The 22,578-nt window shown below is 56.1% G+C and carries 18 protein-coding genes; 10 read left to right on the forward strand and 8 right to left on the reverse strand.

Annotated features, from left to right (window positions below):
- The first annotated feature begins 82 nt into the window (after positions 1-82).
- Positions 83-970: a DMT family transporter gene (locus tag K0H63_RS02660; protein ID WP_258405697.1), complete on the forward strand. Its 888-nt coding sequence runs from the start codon at positions 83-85 to the stop codon at positions 968-970.
- Complete coding sequence (locus K0H63_RS02665) at positions 967-1,581, forward strand: HAD family hydrolase (RefSeq protein ID WP_220066599.1); 615 nt, start codon at positions 967-969, stop codon at positions 1,579-1,581. The genes K0H63_RS02660 and K0H63_RS02665 overlap by 4 nt, the downstream gene beginning before the upstream one ends.
- On the opposite strand, the gene K0H63_RS02670 is transcribed toward K0H63_RS02665, so the two are convergent.
- Positions 1,553-1,891, reverse strand: a complete 339-nt coding sequence (locus K0H63_RS02670) for a hypothetical protein (protein ID WP_220066600.1) — start codon at positions 1,889-1,891, stop codon at positions 1,553-1,555. The genes K0H63_RS02665 and K0H63_RS02670 overlap by 29 nt on opposite strands.
- A gap of 85 nt (positions 1,892-1,976) precedes the next feature.
- Between K0H63_RS02670 and K0H63_RS02675 the strand changes: the two genes are divergently transcribed.
- On the forward strand, positions 1,977-2,567 hold the full coding sequence (locus K0H63_RS02675; protein WP_220066601.1) for an MliC family protein: 591 nt from the start codon (positions 1,977-1,979) through the stop codon (positions 2,565-2,567).
- Positions 2,568-2,719: 152 nt separating this feature from the next.
- On the opposite strand, the gene K0H63_RS02680 is transcribed toward K0H63_RS02675, so the two are convergent.
- Both K0H63_RS02680 and K0H63_RS02685 read right to left on the reverse strand, forming a co-directional pair.
- Positions 2,720-4,384 (reverse strand): alkaline phosphatase, encoded by a 1,665-nt coding sequence (locus tag K0H63_RS02680; protein ID WP_220066602.1) that lies wholly within the window; start codon positions 4,382-4,384, stop codon positions 2,720-2,722.
- A 146-nt stretch (positions 4,385-4,530) separates the two neighbouring features.
- Complete coding sequence (locus tag K0H63_RS02685; RefSeq protein WP_220066603.1) at positions 4,531-4,992, reverse strand: NanQ anomerase/TabA/YiaL family protein; 462 nt, start codon at positions 4,990-4,992, stop codon at positions 4,531-4,533.
- A 137-nt stretch (positions 4,993-5,129) separates the two neighbouring features.
- On the opposite strand from K0H63_RS02685, the gene K0H63_RS02690 reads away from it, so the two are divergent.
- The 6 genes from K0H63_RS02690 (at position 5,130) to K0H63_RS02715 (ending at position 11,982) form a co-directional block, all read left to right on the forward strand.
- On the forward strand, positions 5,130-6,185 hold the full coding sequence (locus K0H63_RS02690; protein ID WP_220066604.1) for an alpha/beta hydrolase: 1,056 nt from the start codon (positions 5,130-5,132) through the stop codon (positions 6,183-6,185).
- 133 nt (positions 6,186-6,318) lie between these two features.
- Positions 6,319-6,894 (forward strand): LON peptidase substrate-binding domain-containing protein, encoded by a 576-nt coding sequence (locus tag K0H63_RS02695; protein WP_220066605.1) that lies wholly within the window; start codon positions 6,319-6,321, stop codon positions 6,892-6,894.
- Positions 6,895-6,966: 72 nt separating this feature from the next.
- Complete coding sequence (locus tag K0H63_RS02700) at positions 6,967-7,896, forward strand: pseudouridine synthase (protein WP_220066606.1); 930 nt, start codon at positions 6,967-6,969, stop codon at positions 7,894-7,896.
- A gap of 316 nt (positions 7,897-8,212) precedes the next feature.
- Positions 8,213-9,604, forward strand: coding sequence for a TackOD1 domain-containing metal-binding protein (locus K0H63_RS02705; protein ID WP_220066607.1), 1,392 nt, complete (start codon positions 8,213-8,215; stop codon positions 9,602-9,604).
- Positions 9,604-10,932 carry a glycosyltransferase family 2 protein gene (locus K0H63_RS02710; protein ID WP_220066608.1) on the forward strand — a complete coding sequence of 443 codons (1,329 nt, stop codon included), beginning with the start codon at positions 9,604-9,606 and terminating at the stop codon, positions 10,930-10,932. The genes K0H63_RS02705 and K0H63_RS02710 overlap by 1 nt, the downstream gene beginning before the upstream one ends.
- On the forward strand, positions 10,933-11,982 hold the full coding sequence (locus K0H63_RS02715; RefSeq protein ID WP_220066609.1) for an HlyD family secretion protein: 1,050 nt from the start codon (positions 10,933-10,935) through the stop codon (positions 11,980-11,982).
- An 83-nt stretch (positions 11,983-12,065) separates the two neighbouring features.
- Here K0H63_RS02715 and K0H63_RS02720 read toward each other — a convergent pair whose 3' ends face one another.
- Positions 12,066-13,943, reverse strand: a complete 1,878-nt coding sequence (locus K0H63_RS02720; RefSeq protein WP_220066610.1) for a metallophosphoesterase family protein — start codon at positions 13,941-13,943, stop codon at positions 12,066-12,068.
- A 218-nt stretch (positions 13,944-14,161) separates the two neighbouring features.
- Here K0H63_RS02720 and K0H63_RS02725 point away from each other — a divergent pair, with 218 nt between their 5' ends.
- Positions 14,162-15,067 (forward strand): dTDP-4-dehydrorhamnose reductase family protein, encoded by a 906-nt coding sequence (locus K0H63_RS02725; RefSeq protein WP_220066611.1) that lies wholly within the window; start codon positions 14,162-14,164, stop codon positions 15,065-15,067.
- A 100-nt stretch (positions 15,068-15,167) separates the two neighbouring features.
- On the opposite strand, the gene K0H63_RS02730 is transcribed toward K0H63_RS02725, so the two are convergent.
- From K0H63_RS02730 to uvrA, 4 genes are all read right to left on the reverse strand, one after another.
- Positions 15,168-16,118 carry a TerC family protein gene (locus K0H63_RS02730; RefSeq protein WP_220066612.1) on the reverse strand — a complete coding sequence of 317 codons (951 nt, stop codon included), beginning with the start codon at positions 16,116-16,118 and terminating at the stop codon, positions 15,168-15,170.
- Between the two features lie 274 nt (positions 16,119-16,392).
- Positions 16,393-18,324 (reverse strand): DEAD/DEAH box helicase, encoded by a 1,932-nt coding sequence (locus K0H63_RS02735; protein ID WP_220066613.1) that lies wholly within the window; start codon positions 18,322-18,324, stop codon positions 16,393-16,395.
- Between the two features lie 202 nt (positions 18,325-18,526).
- A complete protein-coding gene (locus K0H63_RS02740) occupies positions 18,527-19,483 on the reverse strand; it encodes a M28 family peptidase (protein WP_220066614.1) in 957 nt (318 codons plus the stop codon).
- A gap of 80 nt (positions 19,484-19,563) precedes the next feature.
- Entirely contained in the window at positions 19,564-22,392 is a 2,829-nt protein-coding gene (gene uvrA / locus K0H63_RS02745; protein WP_220066615.1) for an excinuclease ABC subunit UvrA, read from the reverse strand.
- Between the last annotated feature and the right edge of the window lie 186 nt (positions 22,393-22,578).

A 22,578-nucleotide genomic window follows, 5' to 3' on the forward strand; every position in this document is an offset into this window, starting at 1 on the left:
CCTCCTTGGAGAGCATGAAGTGGATGCTGCATCGTTTCGGGCCGGTTTTATTTATGTCGCCGTCGCCGTGTTTTTTTGGGGCATGCTTCCCATCGCGCTCAAATTATCGGCCGACTTTATCGACCCTGTTACCCTGACCTGGTTTCGGTTTTTGGTAGCCCTGATTGTCAGTGTGGCGGTGCAATGGTTAGGCGGCCGGTTGCGGCAGTTTGCAGCGTTGGCAAAGCAGGACTGGCTGCTCCTCCTTGGCGCGGCTGTGCTGCTGATGGCCAATTATGTTTCCTTCGTTTACTCCCTCGATTATCTGGCGCCCGGTGTGGCGCAGCTCAGCTTCCAGACGGCGCCTTTCTTTCTGGCGTTTGGCGGAGTGATGTTTTTCGCCGAGCGATTGAAGGCGGTGCAGCTTGGATGTTTTGCCTTGCTCGCCGTAGGCATGTATCTGTTTTTTGCTCCCAGATTAAGTTTTGAAGGGGATGCCGGTGAGCTCTTGTTGGGGCTTGCCATAGTGCAGTTTTCGGCGCTGGCCTGGACCAGTTATGCCCTTATCCAAAAGGCGCTCATCCCCAGGATTTCACCGGCCAATGTGCTGCTGTTTATCTACGGTGTGGGTGTGGTGCTGATGGCGCCCTTTTGTGAGTTCACAGCCTTTGGGGCCATGGATACCAATGCCTGGTTGGTGGCAGGCTTTTGCGCTATCAATACCCTGGTGGCCTACGGCTGTTTTGGTCAGTCGATGAAGTATTGGCCCACGGCGCAGGTGAGCGCCATGCTTGCCCTGACACCCATAGTCAGCTTCAGTTTAACGGCGGCTGTCGTCGCCTTTGGCTGGTGGCCAGAGAGCTTCCAGTCCGATGCCCTGAGCTCTGTGAGCATGATGGGAATAGTGCTGATTGTGCTGGCGGTGGCCACGCTTCAATTGTTGCCAAGATATCTGGCTTCGTTCAGTAAACCCGGGAGCGTGCAGCCATGAGCCGTCAGGCACAGCCGCCGCTCTGGCTTTCGGACATTCGCGCCGTTGTCTTCGACCTCGATGGCACCCTGGCCCATTCCAACCCAGACTTTCCGGCTATCCGGCAGGCGCTCGGGCTCACTGCCGGGCAGGATATTCTGGCCCATATTGCAGGTTTACCTGCGGCGGAGCAGGGCGATGCCATGGCGACAGTGCATCACTATGAAATGGCGGCCTCTCATCAGGCTGAATGGATAGGGGGCGCAGCGGAACTGCTGCAGTTTGTGCAGCAAATACCGCTGCCGACGGCGATTTTGACCCGCAATATGCGTCAGGCCGCACAGCTGACGCTGTCGCGTCTGGGATTATCGGTTGGCGTCTTGCTGACCCGGGAAGATGCGCCGGCCAAGCCCGACCCTGCCGGCCTCATCCACATCATGCAAATCTGGCAGCTTGCGCCGCACCAGGTGCTCTACGTTGGTGATTATCTGTTTGACCTGCAGACGGCCCATAGCGCCGGTTGCCGGTCGGCGCTCTACTGCCCGGAGGGGAAGCCGGACTATGCCGATCTGGCTGACTTGCTGGTGCCCTGTTATTTTGAGTTCATTGATTTGTGGCGCGGCGCTGAATAAGCAGTCTCAGGCTGTCCAGAATCCCAAACAGCCACACGCCGATGACCAGGTACAGTGCAAATGAGTCGATGGCGCTACTGCGATTGTGGATCTCTGCCAGAATTTGCGGCATGTCCAGCGGCAGCATCCCTGACATTATCTCGTTGGCAATGTCGTTGGCGACCCGGTAAACGTCACTGAGCAGCAGAGAAAGGCTGATTGCCGTCAGTAGCAGTATCAACCAGCCCAGCCACTTTTTACCCAGCAGCAGATGCCCACTTCCCGGGCATACAAGGGCGTTGCACATCAGTGCTTTCAATTCGTTAGACATGGATTCTCCTGTGAACCATGGCAGCATAACAGCTTGAAGGCCGCTGACAAGGCGGCAAACATATACAGGCAAAGGAGATTAATGGATGAAACTCAGCATAATCACCGGTGTTTTTACATTGGCATTTCTGGGCGTGGCGGCAGCCGAGGCTCCTTCTTTTGATTGCAGTAAATTAGCTGACAATGCTCCCTCGGCCGAAAAGCTGGTGTGTAGCGACCCGGCGCTGGCTGCGCTTGACAGAAGATTGGCAGATACCTATAAGGCGGCCCTGATGAAGGCTGTCAATGAACATCCACCAACCCTCAAGGCGGAGCAGCGGGGCTGGATTAAAGGCCGCAATGAGTGCTGGAAATCCGAAGAACTGGCCGCTTGTGTGGCCCAGAGCTATCGAACCCGGACGGCGGAATTACAGGCACTCTATCGTTTGGTGCCCATGAAGGGCCCTTTCAGTTGGCGCTGCGGCGATAACAGCGAAGTGATTATCAGCTATTTTGACACCGCCCCCGCAAGTGCCATCGCCGAGCGGGGCGATTCTGTGTCGCTGATGTTTGTTGCCCCAAGCGGCAGCGGCGCACGCTATCAGGGACCCAATGAAAGCTTTTGGGAGCATCAGGGCGAAGCCGAAGTGGTTTGGGGGTATGGTGCACCTGCGCTCAAGTGTACATTGGTACCTTGATAGGGGTTTTGATAGAGATAGAACCGCCGGTATCCAAAACTTGCCCCAAATGGGGTTCACCCAATAAAAAGGCCGCCCATGGGCGGCTTTTTTGCGGGTGCGTTTTAATCACCGAGCGTTTGTCACCGAGCCTGGTTTGTCACCCAGCTTAGTTATTCACCGAGCAGCGCTGCCATCATTTTCTGGCCCACTTCGGTGTGGTGCTGCATGGTGGAGAATTGCTTGGTCACACCATAAGGACCAAAGGCGTATACGGGCACTGGCGCGGCCGTGTGGGTGCCTGTACCCCAAACCACGTTCTGATCCGCAGCCAGGGCACGGCCAATCAGGTTGGCGTGGACTTCATCTGCGTAAACGTAGAATTCCTTGAAATCATTAACCTTGGGAAACACGGTGGCAGACAGGTAGCTGTGGCCATCGACCCAGTACTCGTTGGCTTCACGCAGGGCGACCGGCGCGGCTTGCTCTGGTGTTACCTTGAAGTCGCTGTAGTGGTTAATGGCGCCGGCCCATTCGTCACCGGTGGAGCTGTCAAAGGCCCAGTCGGCGCTGACCATGTCCATCATGTTGTAGAAGGTGCCGCTTTGGGCATAGAGGCGGTCCAGCTTGTCCAGGCTGCCAAAATTGAAGTTGGGCTGATAGTCGGCGCCCTGCATACCGTCACCGGGCAGGCTCTGGGCGTCTGGCAGATCTTTGCGGCTGTAGCTTAACCCAAAGCTGCCGGTTTCGTGGTCGGCAGTGACAATTACCAGGGTATCGTCGCGGTCTTTAACCCACTTATAAACGGCATCCACGGCTTCGTCGAAACGCAGCAGCTCGTGCAGCATCCAGCCGGCATCATTGATGTGGCCGGCCCAGTCAATCTGGCCGCCTTCAATCATCAGGAAGAAGCCGTCTTCGTCCCTGGACAGAATATCCAGTGCTTTGAGGGTCATTTCACGCAGCGAAGGTTCTTTACAATCACCGGCTTCCTGACAGGCCTTGTAGGCGATGGCATCCATCATGCCGGAGTTGGCAAACAGACCCAGCAACTTGTCGCCGTCGGCGGCATTGAGCTGCGCCTTGTCGAATGCCAGCTGGTAGCCCTTGGTATCCTTGGCTTCTTTGACCAGATTGCGATCGTCCTTACGCTTGGATTTTTTCACAACCGACGTGCCGGCGCCCAGGGCGGCCAGCTCGGCTTTTACCGCGTCGTTGCTGCCGGCATCCTGAGGAATGAATTCGCGGGCACCACCGGAGAGCATCACGTCTACCACGGCCTTGTCGATAAGCTCGGCGGCAATGGCAGACTCATAGCTGCGATGTGGCTGGTGGGCGGCGAAGGCCGCGGGGGTGGCGTGAGTCAGGCGGGTGTCAGAGACCAGACCTGTTGCCTTGCCTTTGGCTTTGGCTTTCTCAAGGATGGTTTCAACCACATAACCCTGGGCATCCAGGCCAATCATTTCTGAACCTGCCGCCTTGCCGGTTGCCAGCTGGCTGGCAGAGCAGGCTGAGTCCACTACCAGGCTGCCATCGGGGCCATTGAGCGACAGACCCATCTGGCCAGCATCACCCAGGCGCTTGAGGGCGGTTTGGTTCCCTTTGCTGTTGTAGGTGGAGTGCGGGGCACGGCGGGCGTATTCTTCGAGCAGACCAACCTGCTGGGCACCCATACCATCACCGATCATCAGGATGACGTTCTTCACCGAGGTGATTTCCTCGGGAGCCACTTCCTTGATGACTTCCACTTCCTTGATCACTTCAACCGTTTTATCGTCGTTGCAACCGCTCATCAGTGCGGCTGCGATGGCTACTGCCAGCAGGCTTTTGTGTTTCATGCTTGATCTCTTTTGACTTTCTAATGTGTAGGGCGTGATTTAAACGCCCGAAAGTCTGACGAGACCAGATGACAAAATGACGAAAGTTTTGTGTCAGTTTGAGTATTTACTTATTTATTTTTATCTGAATATCATGCGGTTAACTGTCAAAGTAGCACTTTGCACACTACCTTGCGAACCCTTACGGGTGTAGTGCCTGTACCCGGCATATGCATGTCTTCCGGCATGAAAATGGCAAACATCCCAGCCTTCAAGGGGACAAAGCAGGCGGCCTCGCGATTCTGTTCGTAGTCATATTCGATAAAGTCATGGGCGTCATGGTAGGGCGCCAGGGGGGCTTGATCTTCGAGCGGCAGATAACCAAAGGCTTCTTCGCCACTTACAACAAACTGTACGTCGGCATAGCGTCTGTGGGTTTCAAAGGGTTCTGTGCCCGGGGGCTGGGTGTCGTAGTCGTTGACTATGGCAAAGAGTGCATCGCCATCAATGGTGTGGCGGCCCTTGGGCAAGGCGGCCAAATCCGTGTTGGCCAAAAACTCGAGTGCGGCCTGGATGCCTGAATGGAGGTTACTGTATCTGTGTCTGTTTTCGAGTTTGTCGACAATCATAAAAGCTCCGGGCTGATACGCGGGCCTCACTGGCCACGCTGGCGTGCTGGAGTATAGCGAAAGCCGCCTGCTTTGGCATCGTTAAGAATTGAGGTAACCTCTAGCCTTATTGCTGTAGACGACCCAAGGGTAAAAGATTGAACGCACTCAGATTACTGGCCGGCAAAACCGCCATGAAACGGATCCGCGAGGAGGGGCTCAAGCCTGAGCTTTTCAGCCGTCTGCTGGCGGCGTCCGGTGGCCCCAAATGGCTTGGCATTGCCGGGCTCGATAAGTATCTGTTCAGTGAGTTTTTTAAAGACCGTAAGACGCCACTCTATACCCTGGGTGCCTCCTCCGGAGCCTGGCGGCTAGCCTGTTTGGCACAGCAGGACGTGCTGGCGGCCTATGGCCGCCTGGAAGCCTTTTATATCGGCCAGCGTTACGACACCAAACCCAGCCGTGAAGAGGTCAGCCGTCAGGTCACAGGTATTGTGGCCGGGATTCTGGGTGACACAGGCGCCGCCGAGATATTGGCCAACCCGGTATTTCGTTCGCATTTTGTGGTCTGTCGTGGGCGACATTTAAATCGCGTTAATGGCAAGCTGCCCCTGGCACTGGGGCTTTCGGTAACGGCGGCCACCAATCTCGTCAGTCGTCGCAGTCTGGGTTGGCACTTTGAACGGCTGGTGTTTTCCCAGGCAGACAATGACTCCCACTTTCGTCTGCTCACCGATCTGCCCAGCCGTGATTGCGAGCTGAGTCAGGATAACCTGGCGGACGTGTTGCAGGCCACCGGTTCCATTCCCATGGTGCTGGCCCCGGTGGGGCACATAGAAGGCGCGGGGGAAGGGCACTTCTATGACGGTGGCATTACCGACTACCATTTTGATTTCCCGCTTGAGCAGCACCAGGGACTCACCCTGTATCCGCATTTTTTCCCCTCCATCAAGCCCGGTTGGTTTGATAAGTCGTTGCCGTGGCGAAGGGCCGTGGCCAATTATGACAATGCGTTGCTGCTGGTGCCCAGCGCCGGGTTTGTCGCCTCCCTGCCCAATGGAAAAATTCCTGACCGGGACGATTTCAAAACCCTCGACACACAGAGCCGTCAGCGCAGTTGGCGGCAGGCGGCCCAGGCCAGCGAACGGTTGGCAGAGGAGTTTTCCCGGGTGCTTGAGGGCGACATCTCCCGGATAGAATCGTTTCCGGGATGAAACAAATCACTGTGATAGTGGGTCTAATGCCTGAGACTGATTAATTTTTGTTCATTGATGATTGGTGCCACTCACCTGCTAAAATTTGATCAGTTGAGTAGTGTTACTCCGCAGACCGTTGCAGGAGGTTACCATGCAATCACAGGACATGGCGTTACTGATCCACGACGCCTTACTGTTGCCAGATGGACGGCTTGAGTTGAGGATTGTTGAGCCGCGCTATTTGCGCATGGTGGCAGAAGTGTTCAAAGGGTATTACCCTCTGGCCTTCGCGATGCACAAGGCCAACGGTCATCCACCTTGCTATCCGGAAGCAACCCAATGCGAGATCATCGACTTTAACCAGTTGGAAGACGACACCCTGAGTATCATTATTGAGGGGCGTCAGCGGGTGGAAATTCTCTCTGCCAGGCAGGATAAAGACCTGCTGTGGAAGGTGAGAGCGGCCCCTTGCCACAACTGGGAAAAAGAGCCCATTGATGGCGAGTTCGAAATCATCAGTGCGGCGCTGGAGCAGTTTTACCAGGTCAATCCGGATCTTTTCGGTTTGTACAGCGATGTGCACCTTGAGGATGCGGCCTGGGTAAGCCAGCGTTGGCTAGAGGTGCTGCCCATGTACAGCCAGGACAAATTCAAACTGATTAATCAGCCGGATTGTCACAAGGCCATGGACTTTGTGCTCAAGCTCATCAAATCCCACGCCGGATAAGCGAATGCGGGGTGTTTGCCCCGCTTGCGCTTTGCCTTTACACTGGGCGCCCTCTTGCCAGGGAGCCATCTTGTGTCTGAATTAACCGCCACCGCCCGTGCGGCCCAACCTTCTTATGTGGTCTTGCCACGGGATAACCCCAGTACCACGGTATTTGGTTTTTTGTGCAGCCATTTCGCCCGTATCGGCGAAGAGGTTTGGCGTCGCCGCATTCTCGATGGCAAGGTGCATTGGCAGGATGGCACGCTTATTACACTGCTCACGCCCTATCGCCCCACGGCAAGGGTCTACTACTACCGCGAAGTTGTGGCCGAGACCAAGATCCCCTTCAGCGAGAAAATACTGTGCCGCAATGCGCATATGATGCTGGTGTTTAAACCGCATTTTTTGCCGGTGACCCCTTCGGGTAACTATGTCAACGAGTGTCTGGTGCATCGGCTGCGGCTTGCCACCGGCATCGACACCATCAGTCCGGCCCACAGACTCGACAGGGAAACCGCCGGGGTTATTCTGATGAGCCTGAACCCGGAAACCCGGCTTCAGTACCATCAACTTTTCTTAAATGGTGGAATACGCAAAGACTACGAAGCCATTGCCCGGTTAACGCCAGAACTCCTGGCAAAGCATGGCGAGGGGCAGGCTTTGCCGCAGCGCTGGACAGTGAAAAATCGTATGCAACCGGCAGACCCGTCGTTTTTGATGCAGGTCGTGCCGGGAGAGGCCAACAGCCACTCTGAAATCGCCTTGCTCAAGGTAAAGGATGGCCGCGGTTTGTTTGAGCTCAGCCCCATCACAGGTCGCACTCATCAGCTAAGGGTGCACATGCAGAGTCTCGGCATGCCGCTGGAAAACGATCGTTTTTACCCCAGCCTGCAACCCCAATCGGCAGATAACTTTAATACCCCCTTAAAGCTGGTGGCCAAGCGACTCAGATTTACCGACCCCATCACCGGGGAGAAGTTGGATGTCGGCTGTGATGGCTTTTCACATGAATTCAGTTAGTTAGCATTTGCTAATTGTTGCTGCAAAAAGCAGTTAGGCAAACTTTGGTTGCTTTTGTTACGTCCTTTGGGGTGTTTGTTCTGAAAGTTGCCCGATAGATCCTGGTTACGTTAATCGGCTATTAATGCAACCGATCTGCAGTTCATCAGGCTGTTTTGTTTTGTGGACTCAGTGTTTTATGTGGTGCTAGCCTGAGCATAATTTCACCGTCCCGGGTCGGTAAAGGATGCATTTTTGACCCACAGGCGGCCACACCAGGCGCCTTTTTAATGATTACAGGGATATTTGGGCGGTCGGCTTTTATCGCAGGTATCCCATGTTCACCGCCGTATCCAATATCAATCAGCTTCAGCCCAAGTCGTCCAAACACCCCTTTCTATGGATTGGTCAGCGCCAACCTCAGTCCTGGCACCCGGACTTTACTGAGGTTCCCGGAGCGCAGGACGCCATTCGCCTGTTCAGTCCCTCAGCCATGCTGGTACTCAACCTTGCCAGTGCAGAGCAGGATGCTGCACTGAAAATATTACGGGCGCATGCCGCTACAGCGCTATCGGCGATTTACGTCGTTAATGAGAGCACACTGTCGCCTTTCCTCGCCAACGGGCAGTTTGATTCGAACTATGGCGAGCATCTGATGCAATACCACACCCGCCTGACACAGAGCCGTTTGCGTCACGGGGACGACCCTGAGTTCAGATTACTGAATTGGTTGTGGTTAAGCGGTTTGTCGCTGACTGCACATGCAGTACCTTCACAGCCTGAGCTTTATCACTACCCGCTGCTTTCTGCCTGGGGAATAAAGGCTCAGGAGAGTTTTGCCTGGCTCACCAACCTCAAGCAGAAAGGGTGGATAGCGCCGCAGCGGCTCATCAATCGCACGCGCTACTGCCCCCGGTGTGATTCGGGTCATTTGAATTATATCGATGTCTGTCCCCGTTGCCGTAGCCTGGATATAGCCCATCGGAGCAGTCTGCACTGTTTCAACTGTGGTCATGTTGGTCCGAAAGACGCCTTCCTCGGCAATGGGCAACTGGGATGCCCCAATTGCCTGACGCAACTGCGGCATATCGGCGTCGATTATGACCGCCCCATCGAGAACCAGGGATGCCACAGTTGCGATCACAGCTTTGTGGACGCCGAGGTTGAGGCGCACTGTCTGCACTGTGACACCGCATCCAGGCTCGACAATCTTAAGGTGCGCAATATCTATGGTTATGAGCTGGCACCGGCGGGGCGGACTCTGGTGCGTCAGGGGGAGTTGCAGAATCTGTTTAATCTGGTACCCGGTGAGCGTATGGGGCAGGGGCAGTTTTATTGGCTGATTGACTGGCAAAATCAGTTGGCCAGGCGCCATGGTCATCAACACGCGGTTCTGGCGATTGAGATGACGAATCTCGATGCATTTTTAAAGGCCGAAGGGGAAACCAAGGGGTTTGCCCGATTGGACGCTTTGCTCGAACGCCTGAAAGGTCTTATCCGGGTAACCGACGCCTGCAGTAACTATACGGCTCAGGGACTGCTGCTGTTTTTGCCTTACACGGCTATCCAGCAGGTCAGGGTTGTGGTGGCAAAACTGAGGGAAATAGAAGGTTTGCAGCAAGGCGCGCAAATTGACTTGAGACTCAGGGCTCTGGCACTTCCGGCACAAACGGGTGGGGACATGGCCCTGTGGCTGGCTGAGGCGCTTGCTGACGCCGAGTTGCTCTGATGAGTGAGCTGCACACACTGCACTACATTCTGGCGGATGTATGGCATCAGTTGGCGACCCATGGCAGCTTTATCATCTGGTTGGTGCCATTGATCCTCTGCTATGAACTGCCTCTGATGATAATGGTGGTCATGGGGATTTTACGTTTTTACTATCAGGAATATTGCACGGTTTCCAAGGTCTCCAGCTATCAGCCAAAGGTGTCCTGTGTTATTACCTGCTACGCCGAAGGCGACGCGGTGCGCTCTACCATTGAATCCTTTGTGGAACAGGTATACGACGGCGAGCTTGAAATCATCGCCGTGGTGGATGGCGCAGTGCAAAATGGCCATTCTTTTAACGTCGCGATGAGGGCCAGCCGGGAATTGTCGCGCCCCGGACGGGAAGTGATAGTGCTGCCCAAGTGGCAACGGGGAGGTCGGGTCTCGACCCTGAATGCAGGGCTCAGCGTGGCGACCGGCGAGCTGGTGATTAATGCCGATGCCGATACCTCCTTTGATAACAACATGGTGGCCAGCATAGTTCCCTATTTTGACGACCCCAATGTGCCCGCCGTTGGCGGAGCGCTGCGAGTGCGCAATGTGGGCGACAGTTTCTGGAGCCGCATGCAGGCCATCGAATACCTGATTTCCATGCAGGGGGGCAAAACCGGCCTCGGGCAGTGGAATCTGCTTAACAATGTCTCGGGGGCATTCGGGGCATTTCGGCGTGAATTGCTTATTCAGATTGGAGGCTGGGATACCCACACCGCGGAAGACCTGGATCTGACGTTGAGGTTTAAGCAGTATTTTGGTCGTCATCCCGAATGGCGGATCCCCTTTGCGACTCTGGCCATAGGCCACACTGACGCGCCAGCAGATCTGAAAACCCTGGTGCTGCAGCGGCTGCGCTGGGACGGCGACCTGTTGTTTTTGTATTTCCGCAAGCATTGGCCAGCCTTTACCCCTAAACTGCTGGGCAAAGGCACATTTTTGTTCACATTACTCTATGGCTTCCTGCAAAATGTGCTGATGCCATTGGTGATTGTTATTTATGGTATTGGCCTGATACTGGCTTATCCCTGGCAGTTTTTAACCTCGATAGCCCTGACCATCTATGGTTTCTATCTCGGATTTTTGGTGTTTTTCTATTTATTGGTGTTATTGGCTATTTCCGAGCGGCCGAAGCAGGATTGGCGGCTTGCACTCTGGTTGCCTGTATACCCTTTTTATGCGCTGTTTATGCGACTGATATGTGCATTTGCGCTTCTTAACGAAGCGGTGCGCCGCTCTCACGAGGAGAGCGCTATGGCCCCCTGGTGGGTGATGAAGCGCGGGAGACGATTTTAAGTGAAGGTAAGTTACGGTCCGTCGGACAAATCTCAGGCACCCACTGCGGATGCCGGCCTCAAGGTCAACTACGACAGCCCAAAGCGAGGCGGTTATCGCGGTCGCTGGTATATGCTGCTGGCCCTGGTTATTGCCCCTGTGTTGCTGGTGCTCTGGTTTGTGCTCAAGCCATGGCTGTTTATTCTGGCGCCCGGCATAGTGACCAGCGAGCCATTGGAGATGCGCTCTCCCGCCTCAGGCGTGGTGCATGCGGTATATCAAACCCGGGGCGATGTTGTGAGTACCGGGCAGCCACTGCTGGTGCTGAAAGATCCCGCCCTTGACGCCCAGATCCAGGGGCTTGAGCGCCAACTCACCCAGATGCAGCAATTTCGCGATTTGGGGGCCGAGATCAGTGCACAAATCGGCGAGAAAATCCGCGTCGCCGAAGAGGGAATGACTCGTCAGGATGAGCTCTTGTCCCAGTTTGAGAAATTCCGCGCCAAAGGTGTGGTGCCTACCGCGGATATGGCGGCGGTGCTGCAGGCGCACACCTCCGCAAAAATGGCGTTGGAGCAGGCCAGAGCCGAACTGGTCAGCGAACTTCAGCGCCAGCAGGAAGCCCGTCAGGCGGGGGTGGTGACCCAGAGCCGTCAGCGAATGGAGCTGGAGTTGTCCCGTCTCAAGGCGCTTCGGGAGCAGCTCACCATACGTGCCCCTTACGATGCGCGAATTGCCGATATTCAGGTGCAGGTAGGTGAACAACTGGCCGCAGAGCGTCCGCTGCTGCTGCTCTCGGGGCGTGCCAACCCTGTGGTTGTGGCCTACCTTGAACCCAAGTACCTGGACTATGTGGACCTGGGCCAGCAGGCGAGCATCAAGCTGCCCAATGGCGAGAGCTTCAATGGACGCATCGAAGAGCCGACAGAGCTGGTGAGCAAGTTGCCCAAGCAGTTGTCTGGTCCATTCGATGGAGAAAAGCCCGTGCTAAAAGTGACGCTGACCCCGGTTGAGCCCTTGTCGCTGGTGGTGGAAGGGGTGCCGGTGGAAGTGAGTTTCGATCGTTTTTAACGCCACCAGATGCCAGGCATGGCTCTGCATCAGCAGCGCTTATCTGGCAAATCAGGTTGGTGTCTGCACCTTCCTGTTCGGTGTCAGTGTTCCCGTGGCGGCAGAAACTCGGTCTGGCTCATGTCGGCATGGAGCACGGCAATACGGCGGGGGGCACCTGATTCTGACAGGTGAACAAGGCCAATACCACTTTGATTTACCAGTCGTTTGCTGCGCTCGCCATTGGGTCTGCGGCCACGGATAAGCATGCGTTTTCGCTTGGTGAACAGGTTCAGCGGCGAGAAATAACCGTAAAGCCAGCCATTTAATTTATCGAACCAGGGCAGCAGTTTTTCAGGGAACTGATTTTTAATGCCGCTGGAGGTAATTTGATAAATGTTGGGGCTGGCGTGGCGGAAACGGATGCTTACATCGTAGGCAAAGGAGTAGTGCACGTCCCCCGAGAGAATAATAAACTCCTGCGGCGTTTTGCGGTGCATGAACATCGACAGCAGGGCGCCGGCGGCGCCGGGATGTGCCATCCAGTTTTCGGCATCCACCAGCAGAGAACCACCCAGCAGGGTGGCCGTGCGCTGCACGGATTCAATCAGCTTGACGCCAAACATGGGGGCCGCCGAGACAATAATCACCTTCTCCTGACCAATCAGTTGCTGCTGAAAGTCCATCAGGGCTTCCCAGTCCATCAAGCCCGAGGGCTTGGCGAGGTTGGACTCGCTGCGCCAGCGGCGGGTGCGGGTATCCAACACCACCAGTCTGGGGCTGGTGTCCAGGTGAAAATGCCAGTCTTCAAACCTCAGCAACTTATCTATCATTGCGTCCTGCGTCGATACATCCAGTCTCGGCGGTGCCAGCATCGCCTCGAGTTCAGATATCACTGACTCAAACTTTTTCGGCGCGTTGCCTATGGCCTGAAACAGGCAATAACTCAGCAGGGCATTGCCAATGATGCGCTTGGAAAAGGCATGACCATAGGCCGCTTCTTCCCATTTTGCGGTGAGGTTCCAATCGTCGGTGATGTCGTGATCATCAAAGATCATGTAAGTGGGCAAGTGGGCCATCAGGCGCCTCACCTGACTGAGTCCGGCCCTGAATGCCAGCAGATGATCCCATTCCTTCTGCCACTGGACGAGGCGTTTCCCATACAGCCCCTGAGGTGATTTGGGAATATCAATCAAATGCCAAAGCTCTGGCGACCAAACCAGTAAATACAGCGCCGTCATTTCGGCAAAACTCACCAGATGGTTCTCGGCAATGGAGGACGTAAAAATCGGATGATTGATGTACCAACGCCACAGTGCGGTTTTGGCCGGATATTGGGTGTGGGGCAGAAGCCGCTTGTACCTCTGGTACAGGTTCGCAGGCGAGTAATCGATATTGTCGCTGCCCGCGACAGGAGCGCCGACAAAGTCTTCCTGCCGGAGTTTCAGTAGCTCAATGACCTGCTTGATGGCATAGAGCATGGGGCCGGCGACATCGTCGATATACACCTGATCGCCGCTTAACATCAGCAGCGCAGGCCGCTCAGATTTTCCTTCAGCCAGCAGGGTATCGGCCGCCACCAGAGCATCGCCACTGTGATGGTGAGGGTTACGGCAACTGCCGTGCAGCAATGAGTGTATGTTGCGGCTGTAACTCAGGTTGGGCAGGGTTTGCCCGGGATAACAAAGGCCATCCAGCTCGCCAAGCAGACTGCTTTTACCGTCGATAAGATCGTAAGAAATTGACTGGCCTTCGGGCAGCAAGTCGTCGCCAGAGACTGTCAGCAGGTACATCCAGGCAGCTTCGCCGAGGGGAAATTCATCTATGTGCGGCTGATGCGCTTTGCCATTTAACGTCAGCACAGGCTCCCGCAGTGGGCGCGAGCTGACCAGCCACAGCGTCATGCTGCTGTGGTCGCAGTGACGCAGAATTGGGCCGGCAATCAGTGTGGGAAGCGGGTTTCGTGCTTGGCTGCTGTCCATAGATGCTGCTTTGTGAGTTCCTCTGTTTCGCCGCCTGTGTGAACAAGGCGGACTGAATGTGCCCCAAGGGTAAAAAAAGCGCGCTGTGGCCACAAGATCTGAGGCGTATTTAATCGTAAGCTGATGTAAAGCCAAGTCTTGCCGTGCTAGGCTTTGGCCATTCTTTGCCTGGCTAACATGTGGCAGGCGCGATTCAGGGGCGATTCAGGAGGTTGTTAATGGCAAACATTATGGTAACGGGGGCAACCGGGCTTCTGGGCCGCGCAGTGGTCAGGGCATTGTCTGCCAGCCACACAGTTACAGGCACAGGTTTCAGCCGCGCCGCAGAGGGCATTATTCGGCTGGATTTAACTGATGCCGATGCCGTTGCAACAGCGGTGGCTGATATTGCGCCCCAGGTGATAGTGCACTGCGCCGCCGAGCGTAGACCCGATGTGTCGGCACAAAACCCGGACGCCGCCAAGGCACTCAACTTATCGGCCACCGAGGCCCTGTGCCAGGCGGCCAGGGCCTGTGGTGCCTGGCTCATTTATATATCCACTGACTATGTGTTTGATGGCACTGAGCCGCCCTACAGTGAAGATGCTGCCCCCAACCCGGTGAATTTTTACGGCGAAACCAAGTTGCTGGGGGAAAAGGCCACGGCGAGCTTGATGCCGGATGCCGCCATACTGAGGTTGCCGATTTTGTATGGTGAGGTGGAGCGCCTCAATGAGTCGGCGGTGTTGGTGTTGATTGAGCAGCTGCTGGATTATCAAAAGCAGGGTGTGGATGACTGGGCGATTCGCAGGCCAACATCAACGGCGGACATAGCCGATGCCATCAATGGCATGATTGGCAAACATCTCGAGGGTGAGCAAATCAGCGGCATCTATCATTTCAGCGCTGCCGAGACCATGACCAAGCACGGCATGATAGTGGCGCTGGCCCAGATTTTGGGTAAAGACAGTGGCCATTTGATAGCCCAGTCGAGCCCCACAGATACCGCCAGGCGACCGAGAGATTGCACCTTAAGCTGCCGGCGGCTCGAGGCGCTGGGACTCTTGAAGACCCGGCCGTTCAACGTGGCGGCGGCCGAGGCGCTTGCTGCCTCTTCGGCAGCGCTGGCCAATGCAGGCCATTGAGGTCGCACTCAAGACCAAGACCGGCGTTAAAGCGCCAACGAAAAGGGGCCAGTCGGCCCCTTTTTACTTAACCCGCTGCTATTCAGCAGCGTGCATCGCCTTATTCGAACTGCGTGGGCTTGTCGCGATTCACCCACAGGCTCAGCAGCATCGAGCCCACCAGGATAGTGCCCACAACGCCAAGTGCCACTGCAATCGGCAGGTGGAATACATCAATCAGCATCAGCTTAAAGCCGATAAACACCAGGATGATGGCCAGGCCATATTTGAGCAGGCTGAACTTCTCGGCCGCGCCCTGCAGCAGGAAGTACATGGCCCGCAGGCCCATGATGGCGAAGATGTTGGAGGTGAGCACAATAAAGGGATCTGTGGTCACGGCAAAAATGGCCGGGATGCTGTCCACCGCAAAGATAAGATCGCTTATCTCCACCAATATCAGCACCAAAAACAGCGGTGTGGCGTATTTCACCCCTTCACGCAGCACAAAGAAACGCTCACCTTCCAGATGCTCGGTCAACTTCATCTTACTGCGCAGCCACAGCAGTCCGCGATTGGTGGAAAGGTCGGTTTCCTTGTCGGCGGTCAGCAGCATTTTTACGCCGGTGAACACCAGGAAGGCGCCAAACACATACAGCAACCAGTGGAACTGGTTAATCAGCCAGATGCCGCCAAATACCATACCGGCGCGCATCACAATGGCACCCAGCACCCCATATAGCAGCACCCGCCGTTGCAGCTCAGGTGGAATGGCAAAGTAAGAGAAAATCATCAACCAAACGAAGACGTTATCCACGGCCAGCGCTTTTTCAATCACGTAGGCAGTCAGGAATTCCAGCGCCTTGTCGTTGGCAATTTCACGGCCAACCGAGTAATCGAACCACGCCCAGACACCGGCGTTAAACGCCATAGCCACCGCAAACCACACCAGCGACCAGGTCAGCGCCTCCTTCATCGAGACTTTATGACTCTTGCCGCCTACAAATTTAATATCGACCCACAGCAGGGTCAGCACTATGGCTGCAAACGCAGCCCACAACCACCAGGTTTCCACGAGTAATACTCCCAAAACAAAAACAGCCTGTACCAGACGGTACAAGCTGCTCTGAATTGGAGATACACCTTGCCCGTCGGCAAGGTCTCACTTACAGCCCCCCATGGCTGCCTGGTTGCCGGGTGCAAAGCACCGTCATGACGACAAACCAGCGAGAAGTTACTCCCCTTGTTGGCGCTTACTCTACCAGTGCCAAAGCCTCTGTGCCAGTGGCCGATACAAAAATAGTCGCCAATAAAAAAGCCACCTCAGGGGTGGCTTTTCTTATCAGGAATTAGTCTTCCTTTGGACGGCGTGGCTTGCTGGCAGGCTTCTTGTCGAAGCTCTTGCGCTCGCCGAACTTGCGGTCGCCACGATCACCACCGCGGTCACCACGGTCACCGCCGCGATCGTTGAACTTACGCTCACCGCGCTCAGGACGATCGCCGGATGGCTTACGTGGGCGCTTGGAAACAGGACCGTTGCTTACCGGGATTTCGTCGCTGCCATCTGTGCTGACTTCACGGATGTTCAGTGGCTTGCCACATACGCGCACTTTTTTCAGGTGCTGCAGTACTTCTTTTGGCATGCCGTCTGGCAGGTCAACTGTGGTCACGGCATCGTACAGCTGGATCTGGCCGATATAGCGGCTGTCGATGTTGGCTTCGTTGGCGATGGCGCCGACGATGTTGCCCACACCCACGTTATGGTCACGACCCACATCGATGAGATAACGCTTCATGCTGATGTCCGGGTTGTCCTTGAGGGTATCGGCACTGCCGAAATTGCCCGGAAGAGGACGGGAGTCACGACGGCGCTCGTTACGGCCTTCACGATCACCGCGCTCGGCGCGATCATTCTGGCCACGGCCGGTGCGCTCGTCGAAGTTGTCACGCTGACGCTCGTGCATGGCTGGCAGCTGCAATGGACGCTCCAACTGCACCTGATGCAACAGGGCTGCGGCCAGTTGCTCGGTATCCACTTCCAGCTGCTGACACAGCTGAGCCACGGCGCCTTTCATAAAGTCCAGGTGCTCGTTGGCGAGGATGCCGGCAACCTGCTCACCCAGGCGAGACAGACGGCGCTCGGCCACAGACTCAGGGCTTGGGACCTTCATTGGAGATATACGGCTGTTGGTGGCACGCTCGATGGTGCGCAGCATGCGCATTTCACGGCTGGTCACAAACAGAATTGCCATACCGGTACGACCCGCGCGGCCGGTACGACCAATACGGTGTACGTAAGCTTCGGTATCGTAAGGAATATCGTAGTTAACTACGTGGCCGATACGCTCAACGTCCAGACCACGGGCGGCCACGTCGGTGGCGATCAGAATATCCAGCTTACCGGATTTCAGTTGATCTACGGCGCGCTCACGGGCTTGCTGGTTCATATCACCGTGCAGAGGTGATGCGGCATAACCACGGGCTTCCAGCTTTTCGGCCAGTTCCACACAGGAGTTACGGGTACGCACAAAGATGATGATACCTTCAGTGTTTTCCACTTCCAGTACCCGCACCAGGGCCTCGAGTTTGTTGTGCTGGGAAACCTGCACAAAACGCTGCTCGATAGATTCCACTGTGGTGTGGCTGGCGGCGATGCTGATGTTCACCGGATTGCGCAGGTGCTTGTTGGCAACGCGCTTGATCTGCTCAGGCATGGTGGCCGAGAACAGTGCCAGCTGGCGGCTCTCCGGGGTGTGCTCGAGGATCCACTCGATATCGTCGATGAAGCCCATTTTCAGCATTTCATCGGCTTCGTCGAGTACCAGCGCTTTGAGGGTGTCGAGCTTCAGGGTGCCACGGCGCATATGGTCCATAACACGGCCTGGTGTACCCACAACCACCTGTGGACCACGGCGCAGTGCCTGGAGCTGCTGATACATGCTCTGGCCACCGTAGATAGGCAGTACGTGGAAACCCTTCATGTGTTTGGCATAGCTGGTGAAGGCTTCGGCAACCTGTACCGCGAGTTCGCGGGTTGGGGCCAGCACCAGAATTTGCGGGGCATTGAGGTTGGCATCGACACTGCACAGCAGTGGCAGTGCAAAGGCACCGGTTTTACCCGTACCTGTTTGTGCCTGACCCAGGATGTCCTGGCCGGACATCAGAGGTTGGATACTGGCGGCCTGGATGGGCGTAGGGGTTTCATAACCCAGCTCGTCGAGGGCACGCAAAACAGACTCGGTCAGACCGAGTTCGCGGAAAGTCTTTTCATTGGATGACATGGATAACGCCTTAGGGTGCGCGTGATTGCGCTTGTTGATTCACTAGACAGACCAGAAAACCAACCCCGTGTCGATTTCCCGTTCCGAATCCGAAAACGCCAGAGTATAGCAGCCTTTGCTGATTTTGGCCAAGAAAATATCCATTTTGACGATTTTGGCCCTTTTTTGGCGCCAAATGGGCAAAATAACAAAAGATTAACTTTTACCCCTGAGGCTGCTTGGGTTCCAGCCGGGTCCAGAGTAAAGGGTATACCGCCTCTATGGTCGCCGCCAGGAAGTTGAAGTCCAGTTTATCCGGGGTATCGTCCACCGTGTGGTACTGAGGGTGGGGAGGCACACCAAAATACAGCCAGGGCACGCCGCTTTTATGGAAAGGGTAGTGATCAGAGGCTTTGAGATAGTTCACCTTCATGGCGCTGCCATCCCGCTCTAACCGTGAATGACTGAGACGGGCACAGAGACCGTTACTCTCCACCAACGCCCTGAGTTCATCGGCATTGGCAAATTTGCGGCTGCCTTCCATGTAGATGGCGTAGGGACTGCCGGGATGGCCGACCATATCCAGATTCAGCGCCAACTCGGGCACTATACCAAGCTCGCCGAGATGGGTTGCCAGCGCCTGACTGCCATACAGCCCAGGCTCTTCTGCATCGGTTGCCACAAAGACCAGGTTGAGATCCGCCGGGCGCGACGGATCCTTTGCCGCTTGTTTTGCCAGCGCCAACAGGGCGGCGACGCCGGAGGCATTGTCATCGGCACCGGCAAAGTGTCTCGAGCCACTTGTGCCCAGATGATCGTAGTGGGCCAGCACGACCCGCCAGCGCGAACTGGCCTTCGCCGCCGGCAGCAGCCCTATCACGTTGGTTCCCTCACGTTGGCCGAAGAGTTTTTCAATGCTGAAGGGGTGAAAGAAGGGATGGCTGTCTTGCGCCGTTTGCTCAAGGCTTCCCGGCGTCATGGGCGAAAAGTCTGCCGCCACCGGCTGCAGACCCGACTCACCAAAACGCACAGCCAGATACTGGCGGGCAAGCAAGGCCCCTTCGGTGCCGGTTTTGCGACCGGCCAGGGGCGCCGAGGCCAGGTATTCGACATCCTGATTTATTGCAGTCAGCGAAACCCAATCGGCCGTCAGGTCACGCCTGCATGTGGGAGCAGACACGCAAGCTGTCAGCCAACATGTCAACAAGGCTGCTCCCAAAGTCCGGTACCCAAGACGTCCGTGTCCCATTGTGAATGCCTCTAGCGTTGCAGCAGCGGCTTTAAGAAGCGCGCTGTGTGAGAGGTGGGATGCTCGGCCACTTCCTCCGGCGTGCCGGCCACCAAAATGGTGCCACCGCCAGAGCCGCCTTCGGGGCCCAAATCCACAATCCAGTCGGCTGTCTTGATGACATCCAGATTGTGTTCAATCACCACTATGGTGTTGCCATGGGACTTGAGGCGGTGCAGTACGTCCAACAGCAGCTGGATATCGGCAAAGTGCAGACCCGTTGTTGGCTCATCGAGAATATACAGGGTTTTGCCCGTGTCGCGTTTCGACAGCTCCTTGGCCAGTTTTACCCGCTGGGCCTCGCCGCCCGATAGGGTGGTGGCGCTCTGGCCGAGACGAATGTAAGACAGGCCTACATCCATCAGGGTTTGCAATTTGCGGGCGATGGCGGGCACGGCATCGAAAAATTCCCGGGCGTCTTCCACCGTCATCTGCAGCACTTCGTGGATGTTCTTGCCCTTGTATTTCACTTCCAGGGTTTCGCGGTTGTAGCGTTTGCCCTTACAGGAGTCGCAGGGCACATACACATCCGGCAGGAAGTGCATCTCTACCTTGATAAGACCATCGCCCTGACAGGCCTCACAGCGGCCGCCCTTAACGTTAAAGGAGAAGCGGCCCACCTGATAACCCCGGGTGCGGGACTCCTGGGTACCGGCAAAGAGTTCCCGTATGGGGGTGAAGATGCCTGTGTAGGTGGCGGGGTTGGAGCGTGGGGTACGGCCGATGGGGCTCTGGTCGATATCCACCACCTTGTCGCACTGCTCAAGCCCTGTGATGCTGGTGTAAGGCGCGGGTTCATCCACAGTGGCGCCGTTGAGCGCCCTGTGGGCAATCTTGAAGAAGGTGTCGTTAATCAGGGTGGATTTACCCGAGCCTGACACCCCGGTCACGCAGGTAAAGAGGCCAACCGGAATGCTGAGGTCGACATTTTTGAGGTTGTTACCACGGGCACCCTTCAGTTCGATAAGTTGCTCTGGGTTGATGGGGGTACGACCGCCCTCAACCTGGATTTTACGCTTGCCGGAAATGTACTGGCCGGTGACCGAGTGCTCGCAGGCGGTGATGGCGGCCAAATCGCCGTCGCAAATCACCTCGCCACCATGAACACCGGCGCCCGGGCCTATGTCGATAATATGGTCGGCCATGCGGATGGCGTCTTCATCGTGCTCCACCACAATCACTGTGTTGCCAAGATCCCGCAGGTGAGTGAGAGTATTCAGCAGTCGCTCATTGTCGCGCTGGTGCAGGCCGATACTGGGCTCGTCCAACACGTACATCACCCCAACCAGACCCGCACCTATCTGACTTGCCAGACGGATACGCTGGGCCTCACCGCCGGAGAGGGTTTCGGCCGAGCGCGCCAGGCTCAGGTAATTGAGGCCCACGTTCACCAGGAAGCCAAGGCGATCGCGCACTTCTTTTAATATTTTCTCGGCGATCTGCGCCTTTTGCCCTTCAAACTCCAGCTTGTTGAAGTAATCCATGGCTTCGCCGATGGACCAGTGGGTCAGGGTTGGCAGGTTGAGATCTTCAATAAACACATGGCGGGCTTCTTCCCGCAGGCGCGAGCCACCGCAGCTGCTGCAGGCCTGATTGCTGATGTACTTGGCCAGCTCTTCGCGCACCGTATTGGACTCGGTCTCGCGGTAGCGTCTGTCCATATTGTTGAGAATGCCTTCGAAGGGGTGCTTGCGTACCACCACATCGCCGCGATCGTTCACATAGCGGAAGGCCACCTCTTCTTTGCCAGAGCCGTAAAGCACAATCTTTTGCACCTTGGCGTTCAGCTCGCTGAAGGGGGCTTCCACATCGAACTCATAATGCTCCGCCAGCGACTTGAGCATCTGGAAATAATAGAAGTTACGTCTGTCCCAGCCGCGAACGGCGCCACCCGCCAGCGACAATTCACCGGAGACGATAACCCGCTCAGGGTCGAAAAATTGCTGTACCCCCAGGCCGTCACAGGTCTGACAGGCGCCGGCAGGGTTATTGAAGGAGAAAATCCGTGGCTCCAGCTCGGCCATGGAATAACCGCAATGTGGGCAGGCAAAGTTGGCCGAGAAAATCATCTCCTCGGCAGCGCCTTCTTCCATGCTGGCCACCACGGCGATGCCGCCGGACAGTTCAAGGGTGGTCTCAAAGGACTCCGCCAGGCGCTGCTGCATGTCGTCCTTTACCTTGAAGCGGTCGACCACCACTTCGATGGTGTGCTTCACATGCAGATCCAGAGTTGGGGGATCGGACAGATCGCACACCTCACCGTCGATACGGGCGCGGATATAGCCCTGGGCCGACAGGCTGTCGAGCAGCTTAACGTGCTCACCCTTGCGGGCCTTGACCACAGGGGCCAACAGCATCAGCTTTTCGCCCTCGGGGCGTTCCAGCACCTTGTCGACCATCTGGCTCACGGTCTGAGCCGCCAGCGGTTGGCCGTGGGTAGGGCAACGGGGCTCGCCCACACGGGCAAACAGCAGACGCAGATAATCGTACACCTCGGTAATGGTGCCCACGGTGGAGCGTGGGTTGTGGGAGGTGGACTTCTGCTCGATGGAAATGGCCGGGCTAAGACCTTCGATATGGTCCACATCGGGCTTTTCCATCAGGCTCAAAAACTGGCGGGCGTAGGCAGAGAGAGATTCCACATAACGGCGCTGGCCTTCGGCGTACAGGGTATCAAACGCCAGCGACGACTTACCTGAGCCCGAAAGACCTGTGATCACAATCAGCTTGTCTCTGGGGATTGTCAGGTTGATATTCTTGAGGTTGTGGGTGCGGGCCCCGCGGATTTCAATCTTGTCCATCTGCCACTTCTAAACGCCGGAAAAAAGACCATCAGTATCGCATAATTTGCGCCTGAAACTACAGCCGCACCAAAGACTGCTGCCAGAGGATTTGGGTGTAAGCTGCAATACCCCTTTGCCAGCGGCGTGGATCAAATTTACAATCGTGACAATTTTCACTTCCGGCATCTCAAACGCCGGATCGCC

The sequence above is a fragment of the Shewanella zhangzhouensis genome (genome assembly GCF_019457615.1).
GTDB classification, from domain to species: Bacteria; Pseudomonadota; Gammaproteobacteria; order Enterobacterales; family Shewanellaceae; genus Shewanella; species Shewanella zhangzhouensis.

Bases quoted from the DNA above. Each gene is read 5' to 3' on its own strand.
- K0H63_RS02680 (WP_220066602.1), bottom strand. From the start codon at position 4,384: ATGAAACACAAAAGCCTGCTGGCAGTAGCCATCGCAGCCGCACTGATG.
- K0H63_RS02710 (WP_220066608.1), top strand. From the start codon at position 9,604: ATGAGTGAGCTGCACACACTGCACTACATTCTGGCGGATGTATGGCAT.
- uvrA (WP_220066615.1), bottom strand. From the start codon at position 22,392: ATGGACAAGATTGAAATCCGCGGGGCCCGCACCCACAACCTCAAGAAT.
- K0H63_RS02695 (WP_220066605.1), top strand. From the start codon at position 6,319: ATGCAATCACAGGACATGGCGTTACTGATCCACGACGCCTTACTGTTG.
- K0H63_RS02725 (WP_220066611.1), top strand. From the start codon at position 14,162: ATGGCAAACATTATGGTAACGGGGGCAACCGGGCTTCTGGGCCGCGCA.
- K0H63_RS02665 (WP_220066599.1), top strand. From the start codon at position 967: ATGAGCCGTCAGGCACAGCCGCCGCTCTGGCTTTCGGACATTCGCGCC.
- K0H63_RS02670 (WP_220066600.1), bottom strand. From the start codon at position 1,891: ATGTCTAACGAATTGAAAGCACTGATGTGCAACGCCCTTGTATGCCCG.
- K0H63_RS02660 (WP_258405697.1), top strand. From the start codon at position 83: ATGCTTCCCATCGCGCTCAAATTATCGGCCGACTTTATCGACCCTGTT.
- K0H63_RS02675 (WP_220066601.1), top strand. From the start codon at position 1,977: ATGAAACTCAGCATAATCACCGGTGTTTTTACATTGGCATTTCTGGGC.
- K0H63_RS02735 (WP_220066613.1), bottom strand. From the start codon at position 18,324: ATGTCATCCAATGAAAAGACTTTCCGCGAACTCGGTCTGACCGAGTCT.
- K0H63_RS02705 (WP_220066607.1), top strand. From the start codon at position 8,213: ATGTTCACCGCCGTATCCAATATCAATCAGCTTCAGCCCAAGTCGTCC.
- K0H63_RS02720 (WP_220066610.1), bottom strand. From the start codon at position 13,943: ATGGACAGCAGCCAAGCACGAAACCCGCTTCCCACACTGATTGCCGGC.
- K0H63_RS02685 (WP_220066603.1), bottom strand. From the start codon at position 4,992: ATGATTGTCGACAAACTCGAAAACAGACACAGATACAGTAACCTCCAT.